16 protein-coding genes are annotated in these 21,103 nt (G+C 71.3%); all 16 read right to left on the bottom strand.

The features are described from left to right. Positions 1-56: 56 nt before the first annotated feature. Genes J7495_RS13425 through J7495_RS13350 form a run of 16 tightly spaced genes read right to left on the bottom strand, consistent with a single transcriptional unit; the run spans position 57 to position 21,094 of the window. Positions 57-2,858: a DUF6519 domain-containing protein gene (locus J7495_RS13425; protein ID WP_294057090.1), complete on the bottom strand. Its 2,802-nt coding sequence runs from the start codon at positions 2,856-2,858 to the stop codon at positions 57-59. Next, positions 2,855-5,272: a hypothetical protein gene (locus J7495_RS13420; protein ID WP_294057089.1), complete on the bottom strand. Its 2,418-nt coding sequence runs from the start codon at positions 5,270-5,272 to the stop codon at positions 2,855-2,857. The genes J7495_RS13425 and J7495_RS13420 overlap by 4 nt, the downstream gene beginning before the upstream one ends. After that, on the bottom strand, positions 5,269-7,827 hold the full coding sequence (locus tag J7495_RS13415) for a baseplate J/gp47 family protein (RefSeq protein WP_294057087.1): 2,559 nt from the start codon (positions 7,825-7,827) through the stop codon (positions 5,269-5,271). Before J7495_RS13415 ends, J7495_RS13420 begins: the two co-directional genes overlap by 4 nt. Next, positions 7,824-10,343, bottom strand: coding sequence for a putative baseplate assembly protein (locus J7495_RS13410; RefSeq protein WP_294057085.1), 2,520 nt, complete (start codon positions 10,341-10,343; stop codon positions 7,824-7,826). Before J7495_RS13410 ends, J7495_RS13415 begins: the two co-directional genes overlap by 4 nt. Continuing rightward, on the bottom strand, positions 10,340-10,714 hold the full coding sequence (locus tag J7495_RS13405; protein WP_294057084.1) for a GPW/gp25 family protein: 375 nt from the start codon (positions 10,712-10,714) through the stop codon (positions 10,340-10,342). Before J7495_RS13405 ends, J7495_RS13410 begins: the two co-directional genes overlap by 4 nt. Further along, a complete protein-coding gene (locus tag J7495_RS13400; protein ID WP_294057083.1) occupies positions 10,711-11,055 on the bottom strand; it encodes a PAAR-like protein in 345 nt (114 codons plus the stop codon). The genes J7495_RS13405 and J7495_RS13400 overlap by 4 nt, the downstream gene beginning before the upstream one ends. Next, positions 11,055-11,567 (bottom strand): phage baseplate assembly protein V, encoded by a 513-nt coding sequence (locus tag J7495_RS13395; protein ID WP_294057081.1) that lies wholly within the window; start codon positions 11,565-11,567, stop codon positions 11,055-11,057. Before J7495_RS13395 ends, J7495_RS13400 begins: the two co-directional genes overlap by 1 nt. Beyond that, entirely contained in the window at positions 11,564-12,682 is a 1,119-nt protein-coding gene (locus tag J7495_RS13390; protein WP_294057080.1) for a hypothetical protein, read from the bottom strand. The genes J7495_RS13395 and J7495_RS13390 overlap by 4 nt, the downstream gene beginning before the upstream one ends. Further along, positions 12,675-12,989: a hypothetical protein gene (locus tag J7495_RS13385; RefSeq protein ID WP_294057078.1), complete on the bottom strand. Its 315-nt coding sequence runs from the start codon at positions 12,987-12,989 to the stop codon at positions 12,675-12,677. The genes J7495_RS13390 and J7495_RS13385 overlap by 8 nt, the downstream gene beginning before the upstream one ends. After that, positions 12,986-13,636, bottom strand: coding sequence for a hypothetical protein (locus tag J7495_RS13380; RefSeq protein WP_294057077.1), 651 nt, complete (start codon positions 13,634-13,636; stop codon positions 12,986-12,988). The genes J7495_RS13385 and J7495_RS13380 overlap by 4 nt, the downstream gene beginning before the upstream one ends. Continuing rightward, positions 13,633-16,902: a DUF4157 domain-containing protein gene (locus J7495_RS13375; protein ID WP_294057076.1), complete on the bottom strand. Its 3,270-nt coding sequence runs from the start codon at positions 16,900-16,902 to the stop codon at positions 13,633-13,635. The genes J7495_RS13380 and J7495_RS13375 overlap by 4 nt, the downstream gene beginning before the upstream one ends. Further along, complete coding sequence (locus tag J7495_RS13370; protein WP_294057075.1) at positions 16,899-17,099, bottom strand: hypothetical protein; 201 nt, start codon at positions 17,097-17,099, stop codon at positions 16,899-16,901. Before J7495_RS13370 ends, J7495_RS13375 begins: the two co-directional genes overlap by 4 nt. After that, the gene (locus J7495_RS13365; protein WP_294057074.1) at positions 17,096-18,949 is read right to left on the bottom strand and encodes an ATP-binding protein; all 1,854 of its coding nucleotides are present in this window, start codon (positions 18,947-18,949) and stop codon (positions 17,096-17,098) included. The genes J7495_RS13370 and J7495_RS13365 overlap by 4 nt, the downstream gene beginning before the upstream one ends. Beyond that, complete coding sequence (locus J7495_RS13360) at positions 18,946-19,674, bottom strand: DUF4255 domain-containing protein (RefSeq protein ID WP_294057073.1); 729 nt, start codon at positions 19,672-19,674, stop codon at positions 18,946-18,948. Before J7495_RS13360 ends, J7495_RS13365 begins: the two co-directional genes overlap by 4 nt. After that, the gene (locus J7495_RS13355; RefSeq protein ID WP_294057072.1) at positions 19,671-20,432 is read right to left on the bottom strand and encodes a hypothetical protein; all 762 of its coding nucleotides are present in this window, start codon (positions 20,430-20,432) and stop codon (positions 19,671-19,673) included. The genes J7495_RS13360 and J7495_RS13355 overlap by 4 nt, the downstream gene beginning before the upstream one ends. Beyond that, on the bottom strand, positions 20,429-21,094 hold the full coding sequence (locus J7495_RS13350; RefSeq protein ID WP_294057071.1) for a hypothetical protein: 666 nt from the start codon (positions 21,092-21,094) through the stop codon (positions 20,429-20,431). Before J7495_RS13350 ends, J7495_RS13355 begins: the two co-directional genes overlap by 4 nt. Positions 21,095-21,103 lie beyond the last annotated feature (9 nt).

The raw sequence follows: 21,103 nt of genomic DNA, 5'->3' as shown, positions 1-21,103 counted from the left end.
CCAAGATTTCTGAAACACGGCAGGAATGCGTCTTTTGCGCACTTCGGCGAGCGAATCTACGGCTTGAAATTCCCCTCGAAGGTGACCGCGACGCGCCGGTTGAGCGAGTCATCGGCGTCGGGCGTCGCTTGAAACGGCTGCTTGGTGTCGGCGTTCGACTCGATCGTGATCGCCCCGGCGTTGACGCCCTTCCCCGTCAACGCCGTGCGGATCTTGTCGGCGCGTTGCTGGCTGAGCGTGAGGAGCTGCGGCTTGGTCGCCGTCTCGTCGGTGTTCGAGGTGAGCTTCACGCCGGTCGGTTGTGCCTGCCAATGGGCGAGCGCCGCCTTCATGCCGTCCTCGACCGTGCCGAGGTTGCTTCGGTTCGCGGTCGAGCTGCCCCGAGGGAAGTAGAAGACGATCCCCGGCTCGGCCACGCGGAGATAGAGGAACATGTCGAGATCCGCTGCACGCTGCGGATCGCGCTCGCCGAGCATCAGCTCGCGGCCGGTGACCTTCTCGCGCGTGCCGAGATGCTCGGCGTTGAGCCAGATGCGCTTCTTCGTCTTGGGATCGTCGACGAAGATCAGCGCCGAGCGCAGCCGGATGCGGCAAAGCACGCGCTTCAGCTCGGGCCCGGTCCAGAAGGGCTTGAGATCGGGATCGCGCACTTCCGAGCCGAAGCGATGGAATATCGCCGTGTTGAGGAAGCGCCTGGCGAAATTCGAAGGCGTCCAGATGAGCGTGTTGTCGTCGACCGCGATCGTGCCGTCGAGCCGCGTCGTCTGATAGCCGAAATTGCCCATCTGCTGCACCTGCGCGCCAGCGGCGGGCGGGTTGATCATCCGCAGCCACCACGACCGTTCGGGATCGGTGGTGGGATAGGGCAGGTCGAGCGAGATCTCGGCGACGGGATCGTCGGGCTCGACCCCCAGCCCGAGCTTGGACGGCACGTTGAGATCGAAGCGGATCTCGCTGGTGAAGGCCGTGGAATCGACTTCGAGCGCGTTGAGGATGAGGTCGCGGTCGATCAGCTCGGTTTCCTTGCCGGCATCGCTCGCCAGCGTGATCTGCTTGAGCCGGATCGTGTCGGGCTCGCGCTCGTCGAGCGCCTCGCACAGCGCGTCGAGCGCGGCCTGGACGTCGGTGACGTCGGAAAGCGTCTCGCAGTCGCCGGGCCTGAAGCTGGTCCGCGCCGCGGTCTGGAACTGCGCGCCGAAGACGATCGGCGGCGTGTTCGCCGCCTGGCCGTTGTCGAGCAGCACCGCTTCGACTCGGTGCGCGACCGCCTGCTGCTGCGCGTTGATCGACCAGGTGACTTCGGCGAGCCCATCGGGATTGGTCGCGGTGACGACGGGTCCGCCCGAGATGTCGGTCCCGTTGATCCAGCTCCCGGCGCCGCCACCCGAAGTGCGCCAGGCGATCTGCGCGCCCGGCACCGGCGTCGCGCCGCGCATCACGGCGACGCGCAGCTTGAGCGGCAGCGCGATCGGGGTCGGCGCGCTGGCTTCGGGCGCGAAGGCTTCCTGCCCATCGCCGCCGCGATAGAGCAGCGCGCGGTCCGAGAGCGTCGCGAAGGGGATGCGGCAATCCTCGATCCCCGCCGCGCCGAGGATCGCGAGCGGCGCGTAGCGGATCTCGGGGCCGTGCGGCGCTTGCTGGGTGGGATTCGGCGTCGCGATCCCCGGCCAGGCGATGCTGCCGTCGGCGCGCACCGCGGCGGTCCAATAGTCGCCGCGGCGGAAGATGGCGCTGGCGCCGCCCGCGACCTTGATCGCGATGCCGTCGCCCAGGTCGATCGTGCCGCCGCCGCCGGGCACGGTGGCGACCCCGCTGCCGTCGGGCCAGGCGTCCCACAGGCGCAGGAACCATTTGCCGCCCGCCTGGATGCCGGCCTGGAGGCCGGTGCCGGCGACGTCGCCGGTCAGCGTGATCACTTCGTCGGTGGCGAGCGCGATCTTGAGCAGCCGCTCCTTCGCCAGCGCCTTGGTGGGGTCGATGTCGTCGCCGGGCCCGACGATCTCGGCATAGGCCCCCTGCGAGAACCAGGCGCGCGGATCGAGCGCGGGCGGCGAGACCGTGATCTCGTTGCCGTTCACCTGGGTGACCTGCGCCATCAGGCTGGCGTTCCGCCGCGAGAGCTTGAGCTTGAGCCCGGCGAGCTTGAAACGCGGCCCATCCGCGGTGGGCCGGTTCGGGTCGACAGTGCCGCCATGGACCTCGATCCGGTAGAGGAGGTTCTCGAACCGGCTGTGCCCGCCCGCGGGCGTGAGCGAGCACGGATCGGACGAAGCGGCGGGCGCCGAGAGCTGGAAGGCGAGCGTACCGGTGGAGGGCCCCACCAGCAGCTGATAGTCGGCAAGGCCGGTGACTTGCGCGCAGGTCGTGCCCGAGGGGACGGGAAAGAGGAAGGCCTGCCAGTCGTTGAGCGCGCGGCCCGAAGCCTGGGCGTCGCCGAGTGCGACATCGGCGAGCGCGGAATCCTCGGCCGGATCGATGTGGCGCACAAGCGCCTTGAGCACGACCAGCGCGGGCGCCGGCGGCGCCGAGCCGTTCCAGGGATTGGGCTGGTTGGCGAGCGTGACCGCGCTGGGGTTCACCAGCTGCCAGCCCTTGAGATAGCCCGTGCCGGGCCCGATCGTGCAATTGGCGGGCGTGCCGGTGGCGTTGAAGCCCGTCGTCCCCGCCGGATAGAGCAGCCGATCGGGCGGGCCAAGCATCGAGGCGTCGGCGGTCTCGACCCGGTCGATCAGCGTGCGCTCGGCTTCGTTGACGTCGGTGTCGAGCAACACCTGCCCCTGGCGCGCGACCACCCCGCGCAAGGGCCGGGCCTCGGTCACCGGGATGCGTTGGCGCGTGGCGTCGTTTCGGATGGTCATGGGACGTTCCTTCGTGCGGCGGCGGCGCTCGACCGCGTGTCATCGATCAGTCCGGCTTCGAGGCCGAAAGGCAGCGCTTCGTCGAACAGCCGGCGGACGTTGGCCATGCGCAGCCCCTCGGCGGCGCGGGCGAAGGCGCCGATCTCGGCCTCGCCCTCGCCACCCAGGCGGAGCATCTCGGAGGCGAGCGGGTGGAGCATCGCGCAGGTCGGCTCCTCGACCCCCGTGTCGAGGAAGAACGGGCGCACCGAGAGATCGACTTCGGCCGCCTCGGACGCAGTGAGCTCGGCGCCCTTCTTCGCGACTGCGGCAGCGCGGGCGAGATCGGGCAGGCAGCGGAAGCGGCGCGGCACGCGCGAGCCGCCGGCCGCGTCATAGCATTTGTGGACATAGGAGTAGCGCACACAGCCGGCCTGGGTGCGCTTGACCGTCACCACGTCGGTAAACAATATGTTGGTCGCCTCGAGCGACTTGAAGCTGCTGGTGCCGAGCAGCGTGACATTGTCGAGCCGCGTGTCGAGCGCGTCCGCCTCGATCGCCGCGCCGGCGGCGCCATCGGGCGCGACGATGCAATCGCGGATCGCCAGCGTGCCCGTCGCACCGATCGCGCTGAGCTTCATCTGGCCGAGCACCGCCTGCTCGAAGCTGAGCGAACCCCCGTCCCAGGCGCCGATCACCTGGATCGCGATATTTCCCGGCGCCCTGACCGTGCAATGGCGCACGCGGATCGACTGTGCGCAATCCTCGGCGACGGCGAGCCCGGCGACGAACTCGACCCCATCGATCACCAGCGTCCCGCTGCCGGCCACCTGTTCGGGCAGCACCGTGGGCGCGGCGCTGATCGCGAGCTTCTGCTGGAGGATCGAGCGGCGCTCGAGCCGGACGATGAAGCCGAGCCGGCCCGGATCGGGCGGCGCGCCGGGGCGCGGAGTATAGTCGCGCCACTGTCCGGCGACGAGATGATGCTCGACCCCCGCGGCGAGCGGCAGTGCGAAGGTGCCGGCTGCGGTCTCGCGGTCGCAACGGTCCAGCACGAACAAGACGCGTTGGTACGCGCGCTGCTTCCATTTGGCCGCCTTGCGCGCCTCGGCCCAATCGATGAGCGCCGCGGCAAGCGTCGGCACCCGGCGCAGCGGCATGGCATCGGCAGCGACCGCGGCCACGGTCGCGTCGACGATGCGGACGAAATGCGCGAGCCCAGGCTCGTCGACCAGCTCGAAGGGAACGCTGTCGTCGTTGCGCTCCTGCGGCCCCGCGCCGATCGGCAGTGCGATGCCGGTGCCATAGGCGACGCGGACTTCGCTCGCCTCGGGCTTGCCGAGAGGCGGCGCGGGGAGCGCCAGCCGGCCGGTAACGGGGTCGATCACCACCGCGACCGGCGCGCCGTCGGCGGTGTCGAACGGCCGGCCCGAAGGCGGCGCGGCGAGGTTGGCGATGCGGATCTCGGCCGGGGGCACGCGGCGGAAGCTCAAGCCGTCGATACTGGTGAAGATCGTGAAGGGTGCATCGGCAGTGAACCAGGGCATCGCCGCGAGCACGGGCGAGCGGCCCCCGGCGAGCGCACGGCGCAGCTCCTGCGTCTCGAGATGGAGCGGGAGCCGCGCGAGCCGATCGGGCAGCGCCTGCGGGACCGGCCGCGCCCCCGGGGCGTCCGGGCGGCGATCGGGGTTGAACAACCGGACGACGCCGTCGGGCTGGGCGGCCAGGCGGAAGAACCCGGGTTGCGCGGTCCAGGCCGCGGCACGCGGCACGCCGTCGATGTCCTCCGCCGCAACCGTCGCGCCGGGCGGGGCGGGGAAGCGCGGCACCACCGGGCGAAGCAGGTGGACACCGACATTGGGAACATGGTGTCGCCCCGCCGCACGCGCGATCGAGCGGAAGTCGGCGAGGCGCGGCAACGTATCGAAGCCCGTCCCCGCCTGCCCTCGGGTGATCCCCGGCCGGAGCCCTGCGAAGCCCGGCCGCTCGGCGCGGACATCGATCAGGTTCTCGGTCCGCGCGAGCCGCTGGAAATACTCCACCACCAGCGTGCCGAAGCTGCCGACGTCGGTCGCGAGCTGCTCGAGCGAGCGCGCGGTGCCCTTGCCCGCGCGGTTGCGGAGCGTGTTGGCGACATAGGCGCGCAGGTCATGCCCCGCGCCCGCGGGCAGCGGCACCAGCGGCGTCGCGCCGACGAGCTGGCCGAGGTCCTCGAGCCCGGCATCGTCGGCAGTCTCGACGAAGGCGGCGTCGGCCATCGCGTCGAGCGCCTGCGACAGCTCGAGGCTGCCGCTCGCGAAGACGCGGATCAGCGCCTCGAGCGGATGCCCCTCGGCGGCGTCGCGCACGCGGATCGTCGCGGGGAGCAGCGCGAGCAGCTCGGCGGCAGCGGCCTTGAGCGCGTCGGAATCGAGCAGTTCGGTCTCGCCGCTCATGGCGCCAGCTCCTCGAATTGCACGGTGACCGGGTCGATCGAGAGCAGCCCGGCGAGCGCGAAGGTCACCACGCCCGCGCCGCCGATGCTCGCGCTCGGCCCGGGCACGAGCAGCCGGCCATTGTCGAGCGGCTGGCCGTTCGGCAGGCCGAACTGAGTGAGCATCACGCCGGTGACGCCACTGACACCCTGCACCGCGGCGATCACCGCCGAACGCGCCAACCCCTCGGCGAAGCGGCGGTTGGCGGTGCCGAAGCGCTTGCCGAGCTCCGCGCGGATCGCGGTCTCGACATCCTCGCGGCGCAGCGCCGGATCGGCGGCATAGGCGATCTTCACCACCGGGGTCATCGGCGTGAAGCCCTGGAGTCGCAGCCGCCGTCCGGGCGGCGCGAGCGCGCGGATCGCCTTGCCGAGCCGGTCGATCAGCTCCTGCGAGGGCTGGTGCAGGCTGGTGCTCGCGACGGTGAGCACGACGATGCGGCGCATGCCCAGCCACAGCTCGCTCGCCAGCGCCTTGCCGACGCCGCGATAGCCCGACGCGAAGGCTTCGAAATCGGCGAGCGACACGACGCGATCGAAGGTGCCGAGCTGGCGCGGCGCGGCATCGCGCATCGCGTCGATCCCCTCGGCGTCGCTGCCGCCGTCGGAAGGCACCGGGTTGACGACCGCGCGCACCCCCGGCACCGGCGCGAGCGCAGTGACGATCTTTCCGGGATCGAGGTTGCCCATCGCCCCTGCCCCCGCGCGATAGGTTGCGGTCACGCTGTTCGCCGCAGTGGGCAGCCGCCCGGCGAAGCGCACGAAACTGCGGCCGTCGCCGTCGGTCTCGACGCGATAGCCATGCGCGCTCGCGGGCACGTCGTAGAGGTTGGGCAGCAGGTCGTAGCGCCGCCCGTCGACGCGCACCTCGAGCGCGGGGGCATAGCCCTGAGGTCCATCCGCCGGCAGCTCGGTGAGCGGCTTGCGCATCAGCTTGAAGCGCGGGTTGAGCACCGTCGCGTCGCTCGACCCGAGAAGCTCGGGGGTGGTCGTCGGCGCGCTCTCACCGTGCGAGGCGCCGACGACATTGCCCCAGAGGGCGACGCTGGTCGTGCGGAAGCGGCTCGCGAGATCGGCGGCGAAGACGATCCGCGTGCGCGGCGGATCGGCAGATTCGACGGCGACCGACTTGACCAGCGCCGTCTCGCTCGCATCGTTCCACTGGGTGGTGTCGGGGTCCTTCGCCAAGCCGGTGAGCAGCAGCATCCGGCCGACCGGGACGGTGACCTTGCCTTCGACCACCAGTTCGGCGGGCTTGGCAGCATCGGGCAGGATCGCGTCGGGATCGGGGGTCGAGAGCAAAGGATAGCGCGCCGTTTCGACCAGGAAGGACGTGCCGCGCACCTGGGTGTCGATCGAGGTGACCGGGTTGGACAGATAGGTCTGGAAGGTCAGGCCGGTGAAAGTCGTGCGCGTGACCTTGCCCGACATGCCGTAGCCGCGCCGCGCCGTCTCGCTCGCAGAGACGATCTTCACGACGCGCTGGCCGACCGAGGCCTGGATCACCATCAGCCGCCCGGCCACGGCCTCGGCGACGCTGCCGTCGAGGTCGACCGTGTCGCCTCCCGTGCCCGGGGTGGTGAGCAGCAGCAGCTTCCATTCGGGCAGCTGGCCCTGGGGCTGGTCGATCTGGTCCTTCACGGGATCGGCGCCGGCGGCGGTCGGCTTGAGCAGCAGCAGCGGATCGGGCGAGGTCGCGCCGAAGGCGACGGTGCGCTTGCCGAGCAGGATCAGCACCTTCTTGTCCGACGCGGCGGCAGCAACCGGGCCGTTGGTCTTGATGCCGCCCACCGACACGCGGACGCGCGGCGGATCCATCTTGTCCAACACCGCGATCGCGGTGATCTGGGCGACGAACCAGTCCTTGCCCGAATCGGGCATGTCCAGCTTCGCCGCGACCATGTCGCCGACCTTGCCGGCGAAGCTGGTGCCGGCGAGGTCGATCGCGGTGTCGGTCTTGGCCGGCTGGGTGACGATCTGCGGCACCACCGGCAGCAGCGTATTCCACTCGGGCCGCGCGACCAGCTCGGCGTCGGTCTCGAAGCTCACCGGCAGCTCGCCCGGATTGGGCAGCGACGCGACGCGATTGCCCGCGGGGATCGTCACTTCGGCCGGCGCGCCGGGAAACGCGTCGAGCGTGTAGGCAAGCAGAGTCGTCGCCGAGAGCGCGGGGCGCGGCTGATAGCCGGTGAGCGCGACGAGATCGGCGAGCGCCTGGCGGTCCTCGCCGCGCGCGAGCGTGGCGTCGTCGGCGAGCCGCGCGGCGTTCCAGGCGAGGATGTGGAGGCTGCCGGCGAAAGCGTCGACCAGCGCGATCGCCGGATCGTCGCGCGTGCGCGTGGTGAGCGCGGCGAGCGGCAGCGTCTCCTCGATCGAGATGCGGCCGATCCGCTCGAGCAGCCGCTCGCGCACCACGCCGTGGCGCCAGCGCAGCGCGTCGAGCGGCCCGGGCGCACCGCCGCTGCCTGGCGCGCAATCGGGGCAGGTACCGCAGGCGCAGGCCAGCACGTCGCTCATCGCCCGCCTCCCACCTTGATCCGCAGCCGGCCGCGCTCGGGGAAGTTCGGGTCGTCGGGCAGTTCGAGCACTTCTGCGCCGAAGGCGTGGATTACCCCGGCGGCGAGCTCGCCCGCCGCCTGGCGGCCGAAGCGCTGGAAGGTGGTGACCTCGACGCTCTGCACGCCCTCCACCGCCATCACCGCGGCGATCAGCGCCGAGAGCCGCAGCGGCTCGCCAAAGGTGAAGCGGTCGGGATCGAAGAAGCCGGCACCGCCATCCGCCCGGCGCGGGTGGAGCGCGTCGCGCACCCTGGCGCCGACCATGCCGCGGAGCGCGCCCGGCGCCGCGCAGACGAACAGCTCGACATCGAGCGGCACCGGCACCGCAGCGCGCACTGCGACGTCGATCCCCATCAGCCGGTAATGCTCCAGATGCGTCGCGATCGTCGCGAGGAAGGCGCGGTCGGTAGGCAGCCCGCCCTTGCGGTCGACATAGACGAGCATCGTCTGGAAGGCGCCCGTCCAGCGCGGGATCGCCAGCGCGGCGCTCACCTCCGGGTGGCGCTTCGCTGCGGCGACATAGTCCTCGGGTGTGACCGCGCGGTCCTGGCAGCGGAAGGCATAGGGCGCGTTCAGCCGCACGCTCGCGATCGGCTCGGGATCGGCGCCCGAGCGCGCGGGCAGCGGGTTGGTGACGCGAAGCTTCGCCTTGGCCTGGGCGTCGGGCAGCACGATGTGGCCGAGCGAATCGCTGCCGATATTGCCCGCGAGCCCGCTGCCGAACCGCCCCTGCACTGCGAAGCTGCTGCCGGGCGCGGGCGCGAGGCCGTGGATGCCGTCGCCGAAGCGCAGCTCGGCGCGCCCGTCGATCCCCGCCTCGACCACGAAGCCGCGGTCGAACGGATCGGAGGCGAGCAGGTCCGGCCGCGCCTTCCAGCTCGAAAACGCGTCGAGGATGCCGAGCGCGGGGAGCACGCCCGCGGCATCGGCGTCGAGCAACTGGCTAGCGGGCACGCCGGGCGGCAGCGCGCGATCCTGGCGGAGCGGCTGGGCGCGCGCGACGTCGGCGCGGTCGAGCACCGGGCGCCACGCCCCCTCCCCGCCCGGCGCGTCGGGATCGAGGCGGGGGCGCAGCGCTTCGGTCGCCGAAGGGGCGAGCCCGAGCGCCGCGGCGGGGGGCATCGACATGCCATGGTCGGCGACGGTGACGTTCGCCGCGGCATCGGCGCAAAGGGTGGTCGCCGCCGCGCTGGTCTCGCCGTCGGCGCGGGCCTGGATCACCAGGTCGAAGGGCAAGGCATCGGCGATGTCCCAGCCGACGTCGACCAGCTTCGTCCCGACCGGCGCGAGCGGATCGGCGACCGGCGCCACGCCGGTCAGCCGCACGACATGGCGGTGCGCGGGCGAGGCATCGGCCTTCTCGCCATTGTCGGGCGAGCGGATCTCGCGGAGCAGCAGCAGGTCGCCGGGCTTGAGGTCGGCATCGGCGCTCGGGCTGTCGCTGACCACCAGCGTCGCCGAGGTCGAGCCCTTGGGCAGGCGGCAGCTGTCGTCGGACCAGGTGTGGAAGGCGATCGCGCTGCGCCATTCCCACAGCCGCAGGTCGGCGATCGTCTCGAACACCATCGGCTCGTTGGGGATCATCCCCGGCCAGCCGCTCGCCGCGACCACCGGGTCGACGCCGTCGCGGCGGAGCAGCAGCGGGGTGGATTGCGCGAGCACCATCCCGTCGGCGACCACGCCCGCCGCAAAGTCGAAGCCGACGAAGCAGCGCGCGCTCACCCCTTCGCCGGGGCGATAGCCCACCAGCCGCGCGTGGCGCGCGACCGAGGTGCGGCTGCGCGCGGTGGGCAGGAACGCCTCGGTACCGATCCAGTCGAGCCTGTAGCTCAGCCGGTCCGCCTCGGCGGCGAGCATCTCGACGAGCGTGACGGTGAGGTCGAGCGGATCGTCACCGCGGAAGCCGGGGACGAGCGCGGCGAGCCGGTCGAGCATCGCCTGGCGGAAGGCGGGCCAGTCGCGCGTGCGATAGTCGAAGGTCGCGTCCTCGAGCGGCAGATCGGCATCGTCGTCGCAATCGGGCGCGCAATCGACGTCGCGCGCGCAGGCGAGCTTGAAATCGAGGTCGACCGCCGACAGGCGCGGATCGATGAAGCCGGGCGGTGCGTCGCTCCCCGGTCCGGAGACGAGCGCGAGGCGATAGAGCGAATAGTCGAACTGCGACCCGCCGGGGATGGTCAGTGTGTAGCTGGCGATGAGGTTGGGCGCGCTGCCGGGATCATAGGCGATGGTCGGCGACAGCGCCGGCGCGGGGAAGCGCGTGCCGCCGGTCAGCCGGAAATTGGCGACGCCCAGCTTCGACACATTGTCGGGCATCTCGCGCACCAGCGTGACGACGATCGTCGTCGGATCGGCGACAGTGGCGCCGGCATGGACCTCGACATAGTCGATACCGCTGTACTTGGCCGGCGACGGCAGCGCGAGCAGCGCGGCGCGGCGGCCCTCGTCGCAGCAGAGGAAGCGCGCGCCGGTCATCCGAGCTTCCTCTGGAGCGAGAGCTTGCCCGGCTCGAGCGCCTGGAGCAGCCAGTAATCGACCGTCACCTCCAGCGCCGCCTCGGCCTCGTCGAACTCGACGGTGAGTCCCTGGAGGTGGAGATACTGCCCGAGCTGCTGGGTGATCGTCGCGGCGAGCGTCGCTTCGAGCGCCGCGGCGGCCGCGCCATTGCCCGCGCCGAACAGCATCTGCAGCGTCGGGCTACCGAGATCGGGGCGCATCACGCGCTCGCCGGGGATGGTGAGGATCAGCAGCATGAGCATCTGGCGGACATGCTCGGGGCTGCCGTCCTCCACCGTGACGCTGCGCCCGCTCGCCGAGGGGCGGAAGGGATAGGCCATGCGGGTCATGTCGCGATCACTCTCGTCTGCGAGGCCGAGATGACCGGCGGCCCGCCGGGGATCTGCTCGGCCGAGAGGCAGAGCGCGGTGCACGGATTGATCAGCACCGGCATGCCGCCCGCCATTACCCGCGTCGCGCCGACGATCCATTTGGTGGTGACGCAGGGCTGCGGCTTGGTTCCCGCGCCCACCGGCACCTGGAAGGGGCAGCCGGCGACGAGCCCCTGGTCGGTGATCACCGCGGCGGGCATGCCGTTCACCACCACCCGCGGGCTCGCGACGACGATGTTGAGCTGACCGCCGTGCGGGCACATCGCGGTCGCGCCGGTGTGGAGGACGGGGCCGGGCATCAGGTCACCACCAGCGCGGTGCCGTTGATCGCCACCGTCGGCCCGGCGAGCGCGATCGAGGCGCCCTGCCCGTTCGAGATGGTGATCCCCGCCGCGCCGATCAGGATGCTCGCGCCCGCCGCGGTCTTGATCATCACTTGCGCGGCGGGATTGTCGGAGAGGGTGAGCGTCACCCCCGTCGTCGTCTGGAAATGGATGTTGGGCGTCACCGGCGTGAGCCCCATCGCGAGCACCGGGAAGCCCGCGGGATCGCCGTAGAAGGAGCCCGTCCAGATTGGATAGTCGGGGTCGCCGGCCTCGAACTCGACCCACACCAGGCTGCCGATCGCGGGGAGCGCGACCGCGCCGGCCTGACCCTTGCCCGCGAAGGGGAAGCAGGGCAGCGCCCAGGTCGAGGGGAAGAGGCCGTACTGGTCGCCGAGCTGGACCTGGACGCGGCCCTGCATCTGCGGATCGATGTTGTTGAGCACCGTCGCGCGGTACTTGCCGTAATAGCGCTGGCCCTCGCTCATGGCCGCACCGCCGGGACGTTCGAGATCAGCCCCTCGCGCGCGAGCTGGAACGCCTGTTTCCAGCTGCCGCGGCCGAGCGTGTGGGTGACTTGCTTGACGTACCAGAGCCCGTCATGCGCGAGCCCCGCGCCGCGCACCCCGACGAGCTGGCGCGCATCGAGCGGGGTGCCATAGCGCTGGGTGTCGAGCGATCCGGTCGCGCTCATCGGCTCGGCGCGCGCGCCGCCGGCGAGCAGCGCCTCGAGCACTTCGGGGGTCGATTTGCGCTCGGTGTCGAGCAGGCGGAGCTTGGTGGTGATCAGCGGCCGCGCGCTCAAGGGCGGGCGGAGCAGCGACATCGGCGGCATCGGCAGCGGCACCGAGAAGCCGGCGATCTTGACGAAGGCATAGGTCAGCTCGGCGGCATTGCCGTCGGCGCTGAAGTTGAGCGCGTCGATGTTGCTCGCCTGGTCCATGTCGATCGTGATCGCCGGCTGCGGCACGCCGACGCGGATCTCGGGCCCCCAATAGACGGTGTTGGTGCCCGGCATCGGCCCCGGCGTCGCGTAGAAGGCGTATTTCGCATCGTCGGCGAGCTTCTTGGCGTAGCTATAGTCGGTGCCCTTCTGCTGGGCGTATTTCTCGGTCGGGCTCGCGGTGAACGAGAAGGGCGTCGGGATCGTCGCGGGGATCACCCCGAACATCGCGTATTTCGCCAGCATCATCGCGACGCGCGCGAAGGGCGGCATCGCCGGATAGGGCATGCCGTCCAGCGAGATCAGGTCCATGTAGCTGGTCACGTCCTCGCCGGTGATCGTCAGCTTGTTCTCGCCCGGGTTGGGCGAGGCCGCGACGTCCTGGCGCTTGATCGGCCCGTCGGCGAGGACATGGGGAAGACCGTTCAGCGTCGCGACCAGGATCACGCGGATCATCGGGTCGAAGAAGCCCGCAGGCAGCATCTGCGTCGCGATCGGCGAGGTCTTGGAATAGGTGAAGCTGATCTGGAAGCCCGAGCGCTGGTCGACTCCGCGCGTCACTTGCGCGCTCTCGAACGCGTGCGTCACCACCGCAGGCACCGGCATCACCGCGACCGGCCCCATCAGCAAGGTGAGCGAGACGCCCTTCAGGTCAGCCATTGCCGGTCACCTCGATCGGCAAGGGGATGATCAGCGTGCGCCCCACCGGGCGGCAGGCGGCGAAGGGATCGGACTCGCCCGCGGCGTCGACGATCCGCCAGTAGAGCAGCGGATCGCCATAGGCGCCGGTCGAGACCTGGTCGATCCGATCGCCCTCGACGACGCGGTGGCGGTCGAGCGGGGTGTATTTGTCGAGGTCGGGGATCACGCGCCGCCCGAGGAACGCGACCTCGTCGCCCGAAGGGAGCGTGGTGCGGCGCTCGGCGACATAGCGATAGCGGCTGTTGAGCGGCAGTTCGGCCATCATGGCGCTCCCGTGAGACCGAGCCCGCCGAGCGAGCCCTTGCGCGCGCCCGCCAGCCGCTCGCGGCGCTGGAGCGCGGCGATGTAGAGCGAAGCGCCCTTGCTGCCCGGCGCGAGATCGTCGGTGCTGAGCACGCGCAGGGTGAGGCTGACCCGCGCGCGGATCGGGGTGAGGCGCGTGTCGAACATCTCCTCGACGATGCCGAGGTCGTTGATCCGGACCGGCAGGATGCGGTTGGGGCCGAGCACCACCACCACGAGCGGCGCAGGCGCGGGCAGGATCTCGAGCGTGCCCATCGCGGCGTTGCGCGCCTCGCTCTGGATGTCCGAGGCGCGCGGGGTGACGATCGTCTCGAGCGCCGCCAGGTCGCCCGCCACCCCGTCGCCGCCCGGCTGGCCGCCGCTGCCGCCCACCCGATCGACCGCGTCGAACTCGGCGTCGAGCTTGATCGTCTCGACCGGCGGGCCGATCAGCCGCAGCGCCTCGAGCCGGTCGCCGCCCTCGGCCTTGGCGGCGCGCGGGGTGAGCGTGCGGGTGAGCGTGTCGGGGTTGTACTGGAAGGGGATGGTGCGCAGCAGCGTCTTCCCCTCCCCGTCGAAGAGGATGAACCCGCCCTGGAGCACCGGCGGCGCGATCGGCGTCGTGCTCACGTCTTCTGCGGCTTCGTGTCGCTGAGCAGGTCGGAGATGATCGACTTGGGATCGAACTCCTTGGGCTCATAGTCGATCTGGTCGAGGCTCGGCCAAGTGATGCCCTTCTCCTTCGAATAGGCGAGCTTGCCGAGCGTCACCTTGAGCTCGGGGCCCAGCCGCTTGGGCTGGGTCCGCGCGACCGGATAGGTCCAGGTGTAGGAAAGCAGGCCATAGGCGCCGTAGATCTCGCCCTTGAGGTCGATGCCGAGCGCCGCCTCGAGCGCGCCCTTCACGGTGGCGATCGCTTCGAAGGAGAAGCCCTGCGCGCCATATTCGGCGGCGACGTCGATCCCCGCATCGACGTTGAGGCGCAGGCTGGGGGTGATGTCGATCCCGCCGTTCAGCCCCAGCGCGCCGGCGAACACCTCGGCGCCCAACCGCGCGCCGAAGGTGCCGTAGACGCCGACGAACGCGGGCGCGGCGAGCCGACCGGTGAGCTTGGCCTTGACCTTGGGATCGTCCTCAAGCGGCCAGAGCTCGCCGTTGAACTTCACATTGTTGAGCGCGAGCGGCCCGACGCCATATTCGACGCCGAGCGACCCCTTCGCGCTGAAATAGACCGAGAGGCCGGGCACCGGCGCCACCGGCAGCGAGACCTTGACGCCGACGCCCTTGAGGATATCGCGCCGCTCGCCGCCGGGCTTGGGCCATTGGCCGGTGAGCGGGATGGTGTTGAAGCTCACTTCGCCGAACAGCCGCACACGATACCCCGGATTGCCGGCCAGCAGCTCGATACCGAGCTTGGGGCGGATGTCCTTGGTGACCTGGTAGGAGATTTCGCCGAGGCCGCTCAGCCGGCCGCTGTCGTGCAGCGTCAGGTTGATGTGGCCGTCCATCTTCGACGTGTCGCCGATCGTCTTGGCGTCGACGGTCCCCGAGAACTTCCCGTCCTCGCCGTCCTTCTTGACATATTTGACCGCCAGGTCGCCCTGGAACTTGTTCTTCCAGGTGAAGCCCTTGACCGTGCCGTTCAGCACCAGCGTCGAATCCTGGTAGCTGCCGCCGATCTCGACCGCATCGACCAGCGGGAACGGCTTGGGGATGACGGCCTTGCCGTAATAGCCGATCGTGCTGCCGCGCCACGAGGCGTTCAGAGTGATGTCGGTCTCGCGCACCTTGGTGGTGACGCCGCCGTCGCCGAAGAACTCGAGCCCCTTGGCCCCCTCGCGCATGCCGACCGAGACATCGACCTTGGTCGCGCCCGGGAACTTCGTCGAGGTCGCCTTCACCAGCCCCGACCAGCCGGTCTTGCTGTTGTAGGTGACCTTGCCGTCGGCCGCGGTGATGCCGGGGATTTCGCCCGCCTTGAGGTCGCCGGTCGCGACGAAGGCGCCGCCCTCGACGCTCGCCTTGATCGTGCCGGTGACGATCGGCTTGTCCGCCGGCCCGGCGCTGAAGCTCACCTGACCGCTCGGCACGAACTTCATCAGGTCGAGGTCGAGGCTGCTGTCGGTGAAGCGGAAGTTGTTCTTCAGCCGCTGCATCAGCGCCGAGCCGTTGAGCGTCTCGACGTTGAGCTTCTTGACCAGCTTGAGCTCGTTGGGCCCGAAGGCGATGTCGAGGTCGCCGAAGAACTGCACCGTGGGCTTGATCACGCCGGTGCCGATCAGCCCGCCGTTGCCGTCGATGTCGACGGTCTTGATCGTGCCGGGGCTGAGGTAGGGATAATAGAAGGCCAGCCCCTTGAACTTGGTCTTGTCGAGCGAGAGCACGCGATGCTCGGTGTTCGCCGGGATCATCGTCTCGGCGGGCGTGGCGGGACCGGTGGCCGCGGCCGCGGCGGCACCGGGGACGGGCTTCGGCGGCGGCTTGGCCTGGAACTCGATGCCCTTGTCCGCCGCACCGCTCTTGGTCATCGCGCGATTGTCGAGCTCGCCGACCACGGTGTCGGGCAGCGTCGCCGCCGCGCCGCGCTTGTATTTCGAGAGCTTCACCCCGGGAACGATCCGCACGCCGGCATCGTCGATCGGCGTCTCGCCCTTGGGCTGGACCTGGATCGTCTCGCCCATCGCGCCCGCGGCGAGGTAGAGCGGCTTGCGGTCCGCCGAGGCCGCCACCTTGGCGTTGCCGAGCTGCGGATTGGCGCGCAGCAGCGTCTCGAGCTTGACGCTCATGTCGTCGGGCGTCGGGTCGATCTCGCAATTGGCGATGCGCAGCGTGATCCGCTTCACATTCTTCCAATCGGGCGAATAGTCGATGAACTGCTGCGCCAGCGCCTTGAGCTCGCCGTGCGCGGCGCTGCCCGACGGCTGGTTGACGTTCGAGGTGAGCAGCTGGAGGTTCGACGGCTGGCTGGTGCCGCCCATGTGCTTCTCGACGATATGGTCGATGTCGCACTTGATCTTCTGCAAGCCCCCGCCGAGCGTCGGCAGGATCGCCTTGATGTCGGCATGGACGACGAGCGGGTTGGTCGGGTGCTTGCTCGCGACGGTGATCGCATTGGCCAGCTCCCAGAAGGTCTTGAACCCGTTCCGGCGCAGCCAGGCGTCGCGATATTCGTCGGTCTTCGAATCCTCCTTCCACGCCGAATAGCTCTGGTCGACGAACAAGGTCGTCCCCAGCCGCTTGCCCGCGGCGACTTCGTTGAACGCCTGCTGCACCCAGGGGCCCGAACCCTTGGGCTTGGGCATCTTGAACTTGTCGAGCCAGATCGTGACCTCGTTCGAATTGGCAATCGGCGGGTTGGCCTTGTCGACTGTGAAGCCCGGCTTGATGTTGGGGGGCTGCACCACCCCCGACGGAGCGCTGCCGGCAGGCGGGGCCGGGGGCGGCGCGCTCGCGGGGTTGCGGAACACCACCGGCTTGTTCGCGCGGCTGAGCGCCGGCGCGCTGCGGCCGGCGAGCACGTCGACTGCCGCCCGGTCCGCCTCGGCCTCGAGCCGCGCGTCGCTGCCCGCGGGAAGCGGCCCGTCGGCCTTCATCGCGACGCCCGCCTGCTGCACGGTGTGCGCGAGCTCGTGCGCGATCAGCGCGCGGCCGGTGGCGGTCTCGGGCTGATACTGGCCCGCGCCAAACACGAGATGATCGCCCGCGGCATAGGCGCGCGCGTCGAGCGCGCGGGCGGCGTCGTGCGCATGCGCGTCGTCATGGACGCGGACGCGCGAGAAATCCCGGCCGAAGCCGCTCTCGAACCCGCTGCGCGTCGCCGCGTCGAGCGGGCGGCCGGCGTCGCGGAATGCCGGCGCGGTGAGCACGGGATCGCGGCGGGCCTGGGTAAGGCTCACGGCTGCTTCTCCCGCACCGCATCGGCGACCGCCCAGGCGGCGCGCTCGACGGGCGTCGGTCGCGCCGGGCGGACGGCGCCTTCGGCCAGCGCCGCTTCGAGCGCCCTCGGCAAGGCATCGGCGAGCCGGCGCGCATCGATCCCGCTCGACGCGCGGACCGAGATCGAGCCGATCGAGATGCTGAGGAACGCGCTCATTGCGCCGTCCCCCAGTCGATCACCGATACCAGCGGATCGGACTTCCTGAGCTCGGCGGCGAGCTCGGCGGCGATCAGCTGGCGGTCGATCCGCCCCCCGCCCGCCGCCGCCTGGAAGGCCGAGGCGAGCGCGATGTTGCGGATCGCCGCGCCGGTGAGCGGCTGCTGCGCGAGCACGCCGAAGTCGATCTCGTCGAGCGGCGCCGCCGCGGGGAAGGCGCGCTGCCAGATCCGCAGCCGCTCGGCCGCCGAGGGCACGGGGAAATCGACGACGAAGCGGAAGCGCCGCAGGAAGGCCGGGTCGATCGCGTGGCGCAGATTGGTGGTGACGACGGTGAAGCCCTCGAACGCTTCGATCCGCTGGAGCAGGTCGCCGACCTCGGCGTTGATGTGGCGATCGACTGCCTGGCCGACGGTGCCGCGCGCGCCCCAGATCGCATCGCCTTCGTTCCACACCATCACCGCGCCGCTGCGCTCGGCGAGGTCGAAGGCGGCGGCGATGTTCTTCGAGGTCTCGCCGACGAACTTGCTGATCACCTGCGACAGGTCGATCACGAGCACGCGCAGGTCGAGCGCATGCGCAAGCACTTCGGCCGCCATCGTCTTGCCGGTGCCGCTCGGCCCGGCGAACAGCGCCGCGACGCCCCTGCCCCGCCCGCCGAAGCCGGTCGCGAATCCCCATTCGTCGAACACCCGCCCGGCGTGACGGACGTGCGCCTCGAGCCGGTGGAGCGCCGCCTCGATCCCCGGCGGCAGCACGAGCTGGTCCCAGCGATGCGACGGCTCGACCAGCGCGACGCCGGGCAGGCCCCGCGCCGGCTCGGCGCGCGCGGCGGCATGCCAGAGCAGCTCGGCGGGATCCTCGGCCGCGTCGATCCGCGCGCCATGGCTCGCGACCAGCGCGTCGATCGTCGCTCCGTCGAGCCGGAACTGGCGCGCGACGCGGTCAAGGCCCGCCCCTAGTCGCGTCGCGCGCGGCTCGCCCAGCGCCTGCGCCCATCGCTTGCGGCGATCCGGCGCGGGCGCGGCGAGCGGGTGCAGCGGCCTGAGGCTCGCCGCGGTTCCCTCGAGCCCCGAGAGGACGACATGCCCGGCCACCCGCGCGGCGAAGCCAAGCGCGAGCGCGGGCGCCACGCCGCCGGCGTCGAGCAGCAGCGCGCCGCGGTTGAGCGCGGCGTCGCGGCTCCAGGCCCGCGCGAGGCTGTCGCGCGCCTCGGCTTCGGGCGGGAGATCGGCGGCGCGGAGCAGCCAGGGCTGGAGCCCCAGCGCGGCGAGCGCGGCGGCGAGCGCGCCCGGCTCCTCGCTGCCTGCCTGCACCAGCGGCGGAAGCGCACCGCTGCGTTCGCGCAGGCGCGCAGCGAGCGCGACGGTGAGCTGCGGCTCGGCGAGACCGGGGACGACCGGCACTGGCGCCATCCAGGCGCGACAGCGCGGATCGAGCGCGGGCAGGCCGAGCAGCCAGTCCTGGATCGCGGCGGGAAGCTTGAGCCGCGCGGCGATGTCGCCGCCGCTCGCCTCGACCAGCTCGAAGCGCCGCAGCCGTTCCTGCGCCGAGAGCTGCTCGAGCGCGAGCGCCGGCAGCAGCGAACGCGCGAGCCAGACCGGCACGCCGCCCGCGCCGCCCCGCGCCTCGAGCGCCCGCGCGGCCGGCTCGGAGAAGGCGGCGGTGGCGAGCAGCAGGACGAGGCCGAGCTCGCCGTCGGAAAGGACGAAGGTCTCGGCCAGCCTGCGCTCGGGGGCATCCTCCTCGGCGGCGCCGACCATCGCGATCGTATCGGCCAGGCACGGCGTGCCGCTCTCCAGCGCCGCAAGCACTTCGGCTTCGGCGCGGGCGAGCAGCGGCCAGCTCATGGCGTCACCTCGACGAGGTTGTCGGCGGGCAGGTCCGATCGCGGCGCGGTGTCGGGCCAGACGCCGAGGCGGAGCTTCTCGACGTCGATGCCGGCCGGGAAGGTCTCGTCGACGTCGAGGAACACCGTCGTCACGGTGAAATAGGCGCTGGGCCTGAGCGGCGACTGGAGCGCCGACCAGAGCTTGGTCGAAAGGTCGATGTCGAGCGGGGTCTGCGAGATCGCCAGGCTCTCGAGCTGGTGCGCGGGATCGGCGAGCGGCGCCTTGGGGATCTCGTCGTGAATGCTCGTCGGCGAGGGGTTGACCGAGACGCTGCCGAGCAGCGCGGTGATCATCGGCCGCGGCAGGATCGCGTTGCGGGTGAGCGCGCTCACCGCGACGCCGAGGATCGCTTCGCGCTCGAGATCGGCGCCCTGCGCGGTGACGAGGTAGCAGAGGTCGAGCACCACCGGCGCGGGGCCCATGCGCTTGCCGTCGAAGCCGACATGCGGGTCGTACATGTTGCGCCACGCCGGATTGGGAGTGACGTGGTGGAGGAAGAGATAGAGCCCTGCCCCCTCGGGGGACGGCGCGGGGCCCGGCCCGGGCGGGACCGCGGCGCGCTGCGGCGGCGGCGCGATCGAGACGGGCGGCGGCGTGAGCGTGTCATAGGCCGCCTTGAGCCGCTTCTCGATCAGCAGCTTGAGCACCAAAGTGGTGGCGGGAATGGCAAGCGCTTCGCTCAACGGCTCCTCCGCGCGAGATAGTCGTTGAGGTCGACGGGCGCGGGGGCGCGGCGTTGGGTTTGGCCAGCGAGCGCGGGCGCCGTGGGGGCGTCGATGCGGATCTCGATGCGGTCGATATGGATGTGCAGGGGCTCGGGCGCGACTCCCTCGGCGCGGGGCGGCTCGGCCGAGGGAACGCTGACGGGCTGGGGTACGCGCGGCTGAGCGACCACTTCGAGCGGTGCGGCGGTGACCGGCGGCAGTGCTGCGGCGACGGGTTCGGCAGCGATCGCTAGGGTCGGCGCGACGGGCGGCGCGGCCTCCACCGGCGACACCATCGGGCGTAGCGGCGCGGCTTCCACCGGCGGCGGCGGAAGAACGGGCAGCTCGGTCACGCGCATCGCCTGTTCGGACGGGGCCGGCACCGTCGGGGGCGTCGCAACCGGCGGCGCCTCGATCGCTTCCGGGGCGATCGGCCGGGTGGCGACGGGCGGCGGTGCGGCCTCGTCCGGCGCGATCGTCGGCAGCTCGATCGGTTCGACCTTCGTCTGCTTCTCCGCGACCTGCGGCGGCGGGCGATCGACGTCGGCGAGCCGATGCGCTTCGTCCGGCTCGCGCCCCGGCGTCCGCGGAACCGGCAGTGGCGCGACGAAGTCGGCCTCCTCCACGTCGAACCCGCCTGCCTCGTCGGACTCGCCTTCGAAGCGGCTGAGCGGGCGCGGCGCGGCGTCGCCCGCTTCACCGCTGCGGACGCGTTCGGCCGCCGCCCAATAGCTCATCGGGTCCCCCTGGCGGCGATCATCTCGACGTAGCGGCGGCGGCGATCGGCGGGCAGCGCAGCGATCGCCTGCTCGCTCCAGCCATAGGCCGCGGCGATCGTATCGATGTCATGCAGCAGGCGCGTGGCAACCCGGTCGAGCGCCGCGGCGACGAAGCCCGCGATGTCCACCGCCGCGCGATAGGCACCCCCGCAGGTCGAACAGGCGAGGTCGAACACCGGGTTCGCGGCCGGATCGAGCGCGTCGAGCGCTTCGCCCGCCTGCACGATGCTCGCCGCCGAGGGCGCGCGCCGCCCGTCGCAGCAACGCACTGCGAGCGGGCGCGGGTCGTCGCTCAGCAGATCGTCCATCCGCGGCAGCCGGAAGCGCGCAGCGCCGATCGTCGCTGCGGCGTCGCTCGCGGGCAGGGGTAGCGCGAGCAGCGCGTCGCCGGGCAGCGCAAACTCGTTGTCGGTGCCGCAGGCCGGGCATTTCGCCACCGCCTCCAGCGCCCCGCCGCCGAGCTCGGCGTGCAGCCGCAGCAGCCGCTGGTTGCGCATGCCCAACGTGTCGCGCCCCAGCCCCGCGCCCTCGCCGGAAGCGAGCGCGCGGAGCAGGCGATCGAGTCGCTGGTGAGGTGGCCCGCCGCCGGGCCAGCCGTCGAGCAGGATCTGCATGTCCATCCGTTGCGT

Origin of the sequence: Sphingomonas sp. (assembly GCF_017745215.1) — a bacterium.
Lineage (GTDB): Bacteria > Pseudomonadota > Alphaproteobacteria > Sphingomonadales > Sphingomonadaceae > Sphingomonas.
This window is presented reverse-complemented; position numbering and strand designations above follow the sequence as displayed.

Coding starts and splice junctions, on each gene's coding strand:
- J7495_RS13425 (WP_294057090.1), bottom strand. CDS start 2,858: ATGACCATCCGAAACGACGCCACGCGCCAACGCATCCCGGTGACCGAG.
- J7495_RS13420 (WP_294057089.1), bottom strand. CDS start 5,272: ATGAGCGGCGAGACCGAACTGCTCGATTCCGACGCGCTCAAGGCCGCT.
- J7495_RS13415 (WP_294057087.1), bottom strand. CDS start 7,827: ATGAGCGACGTGCTGGCCTGCGCCTGCGGTACCTGCCCCGATTGCGCG.
- J7495_RS13410 (WP_294057085.1), bottom strand. CDS start 10,343: ATGACCGGCGCGCGCTTCCTCTGCTGCGACGAGGGCCGCCGCGCCGCG.
- J7495_RS13405 (WP_294057084.1), bottom strand. CDS start 10,714: ATGACCCGCATGGCCTATCCCTTCCGCCCCTCGGCGAGCGGGCGCAGC.
- J7495_RS13400 (WP_294057083.1), bottom strand. CDS start 11,055: ATGCCCGGCCCCGTCCTCCACACCGGCGCGACCGCGATGTGCCCGCAC.
- J7495_RS13395 (WP_294057081.1), bottom strand. CDS start 11,567: ATGAGCGAGGGCCAGCGCTATTACGGCAAGTACCGCGCGACGGTGCTC.
- J7495_RS13390 (WP_294057080.1), bottom strand. CDS start 12,682: ATGGCTGACCTGAAGGGCGTCTCGCTCACCTTGCTGATGGGGCCGGTC.
- J7495_RS13385 (WP_294057078.1), bottom strand. CDS start 12,989: ATGATGGCCGAACTGCCGCTCAACAGCCGCTATCGCTATGTCGCCGAG.
- J7495_RS13370 (WP_294057075.1), bottom strand. CDS start 17,099: ATGAGCGCGTTCCTCAGCATCTCGATCGGCTCGATCTCGGTCCGCGCG.
- J7495_RS13365 (WP_294057074.1), bottom strand. CDS start 18,949: ATGAGCTGGCCGCTGCTCGCCCGCGCCGAAGCCGAAGTGCTTGCGGCG.
- J7495_RS13355 (WP_294057072.1), bottom strand. CDS start 20,432: ATGAGCTATTGGGCGGCGGCCGAACGCGTCCGCAGCGGTGAAGCGGGC.
- J7495_RS13350 (WP_294057071.1), bottom strand. CDS start 21,094: ATGGACATGCAGATCCTGCTCGACGGCTGGCCCGGCGGCGGGCCACCT.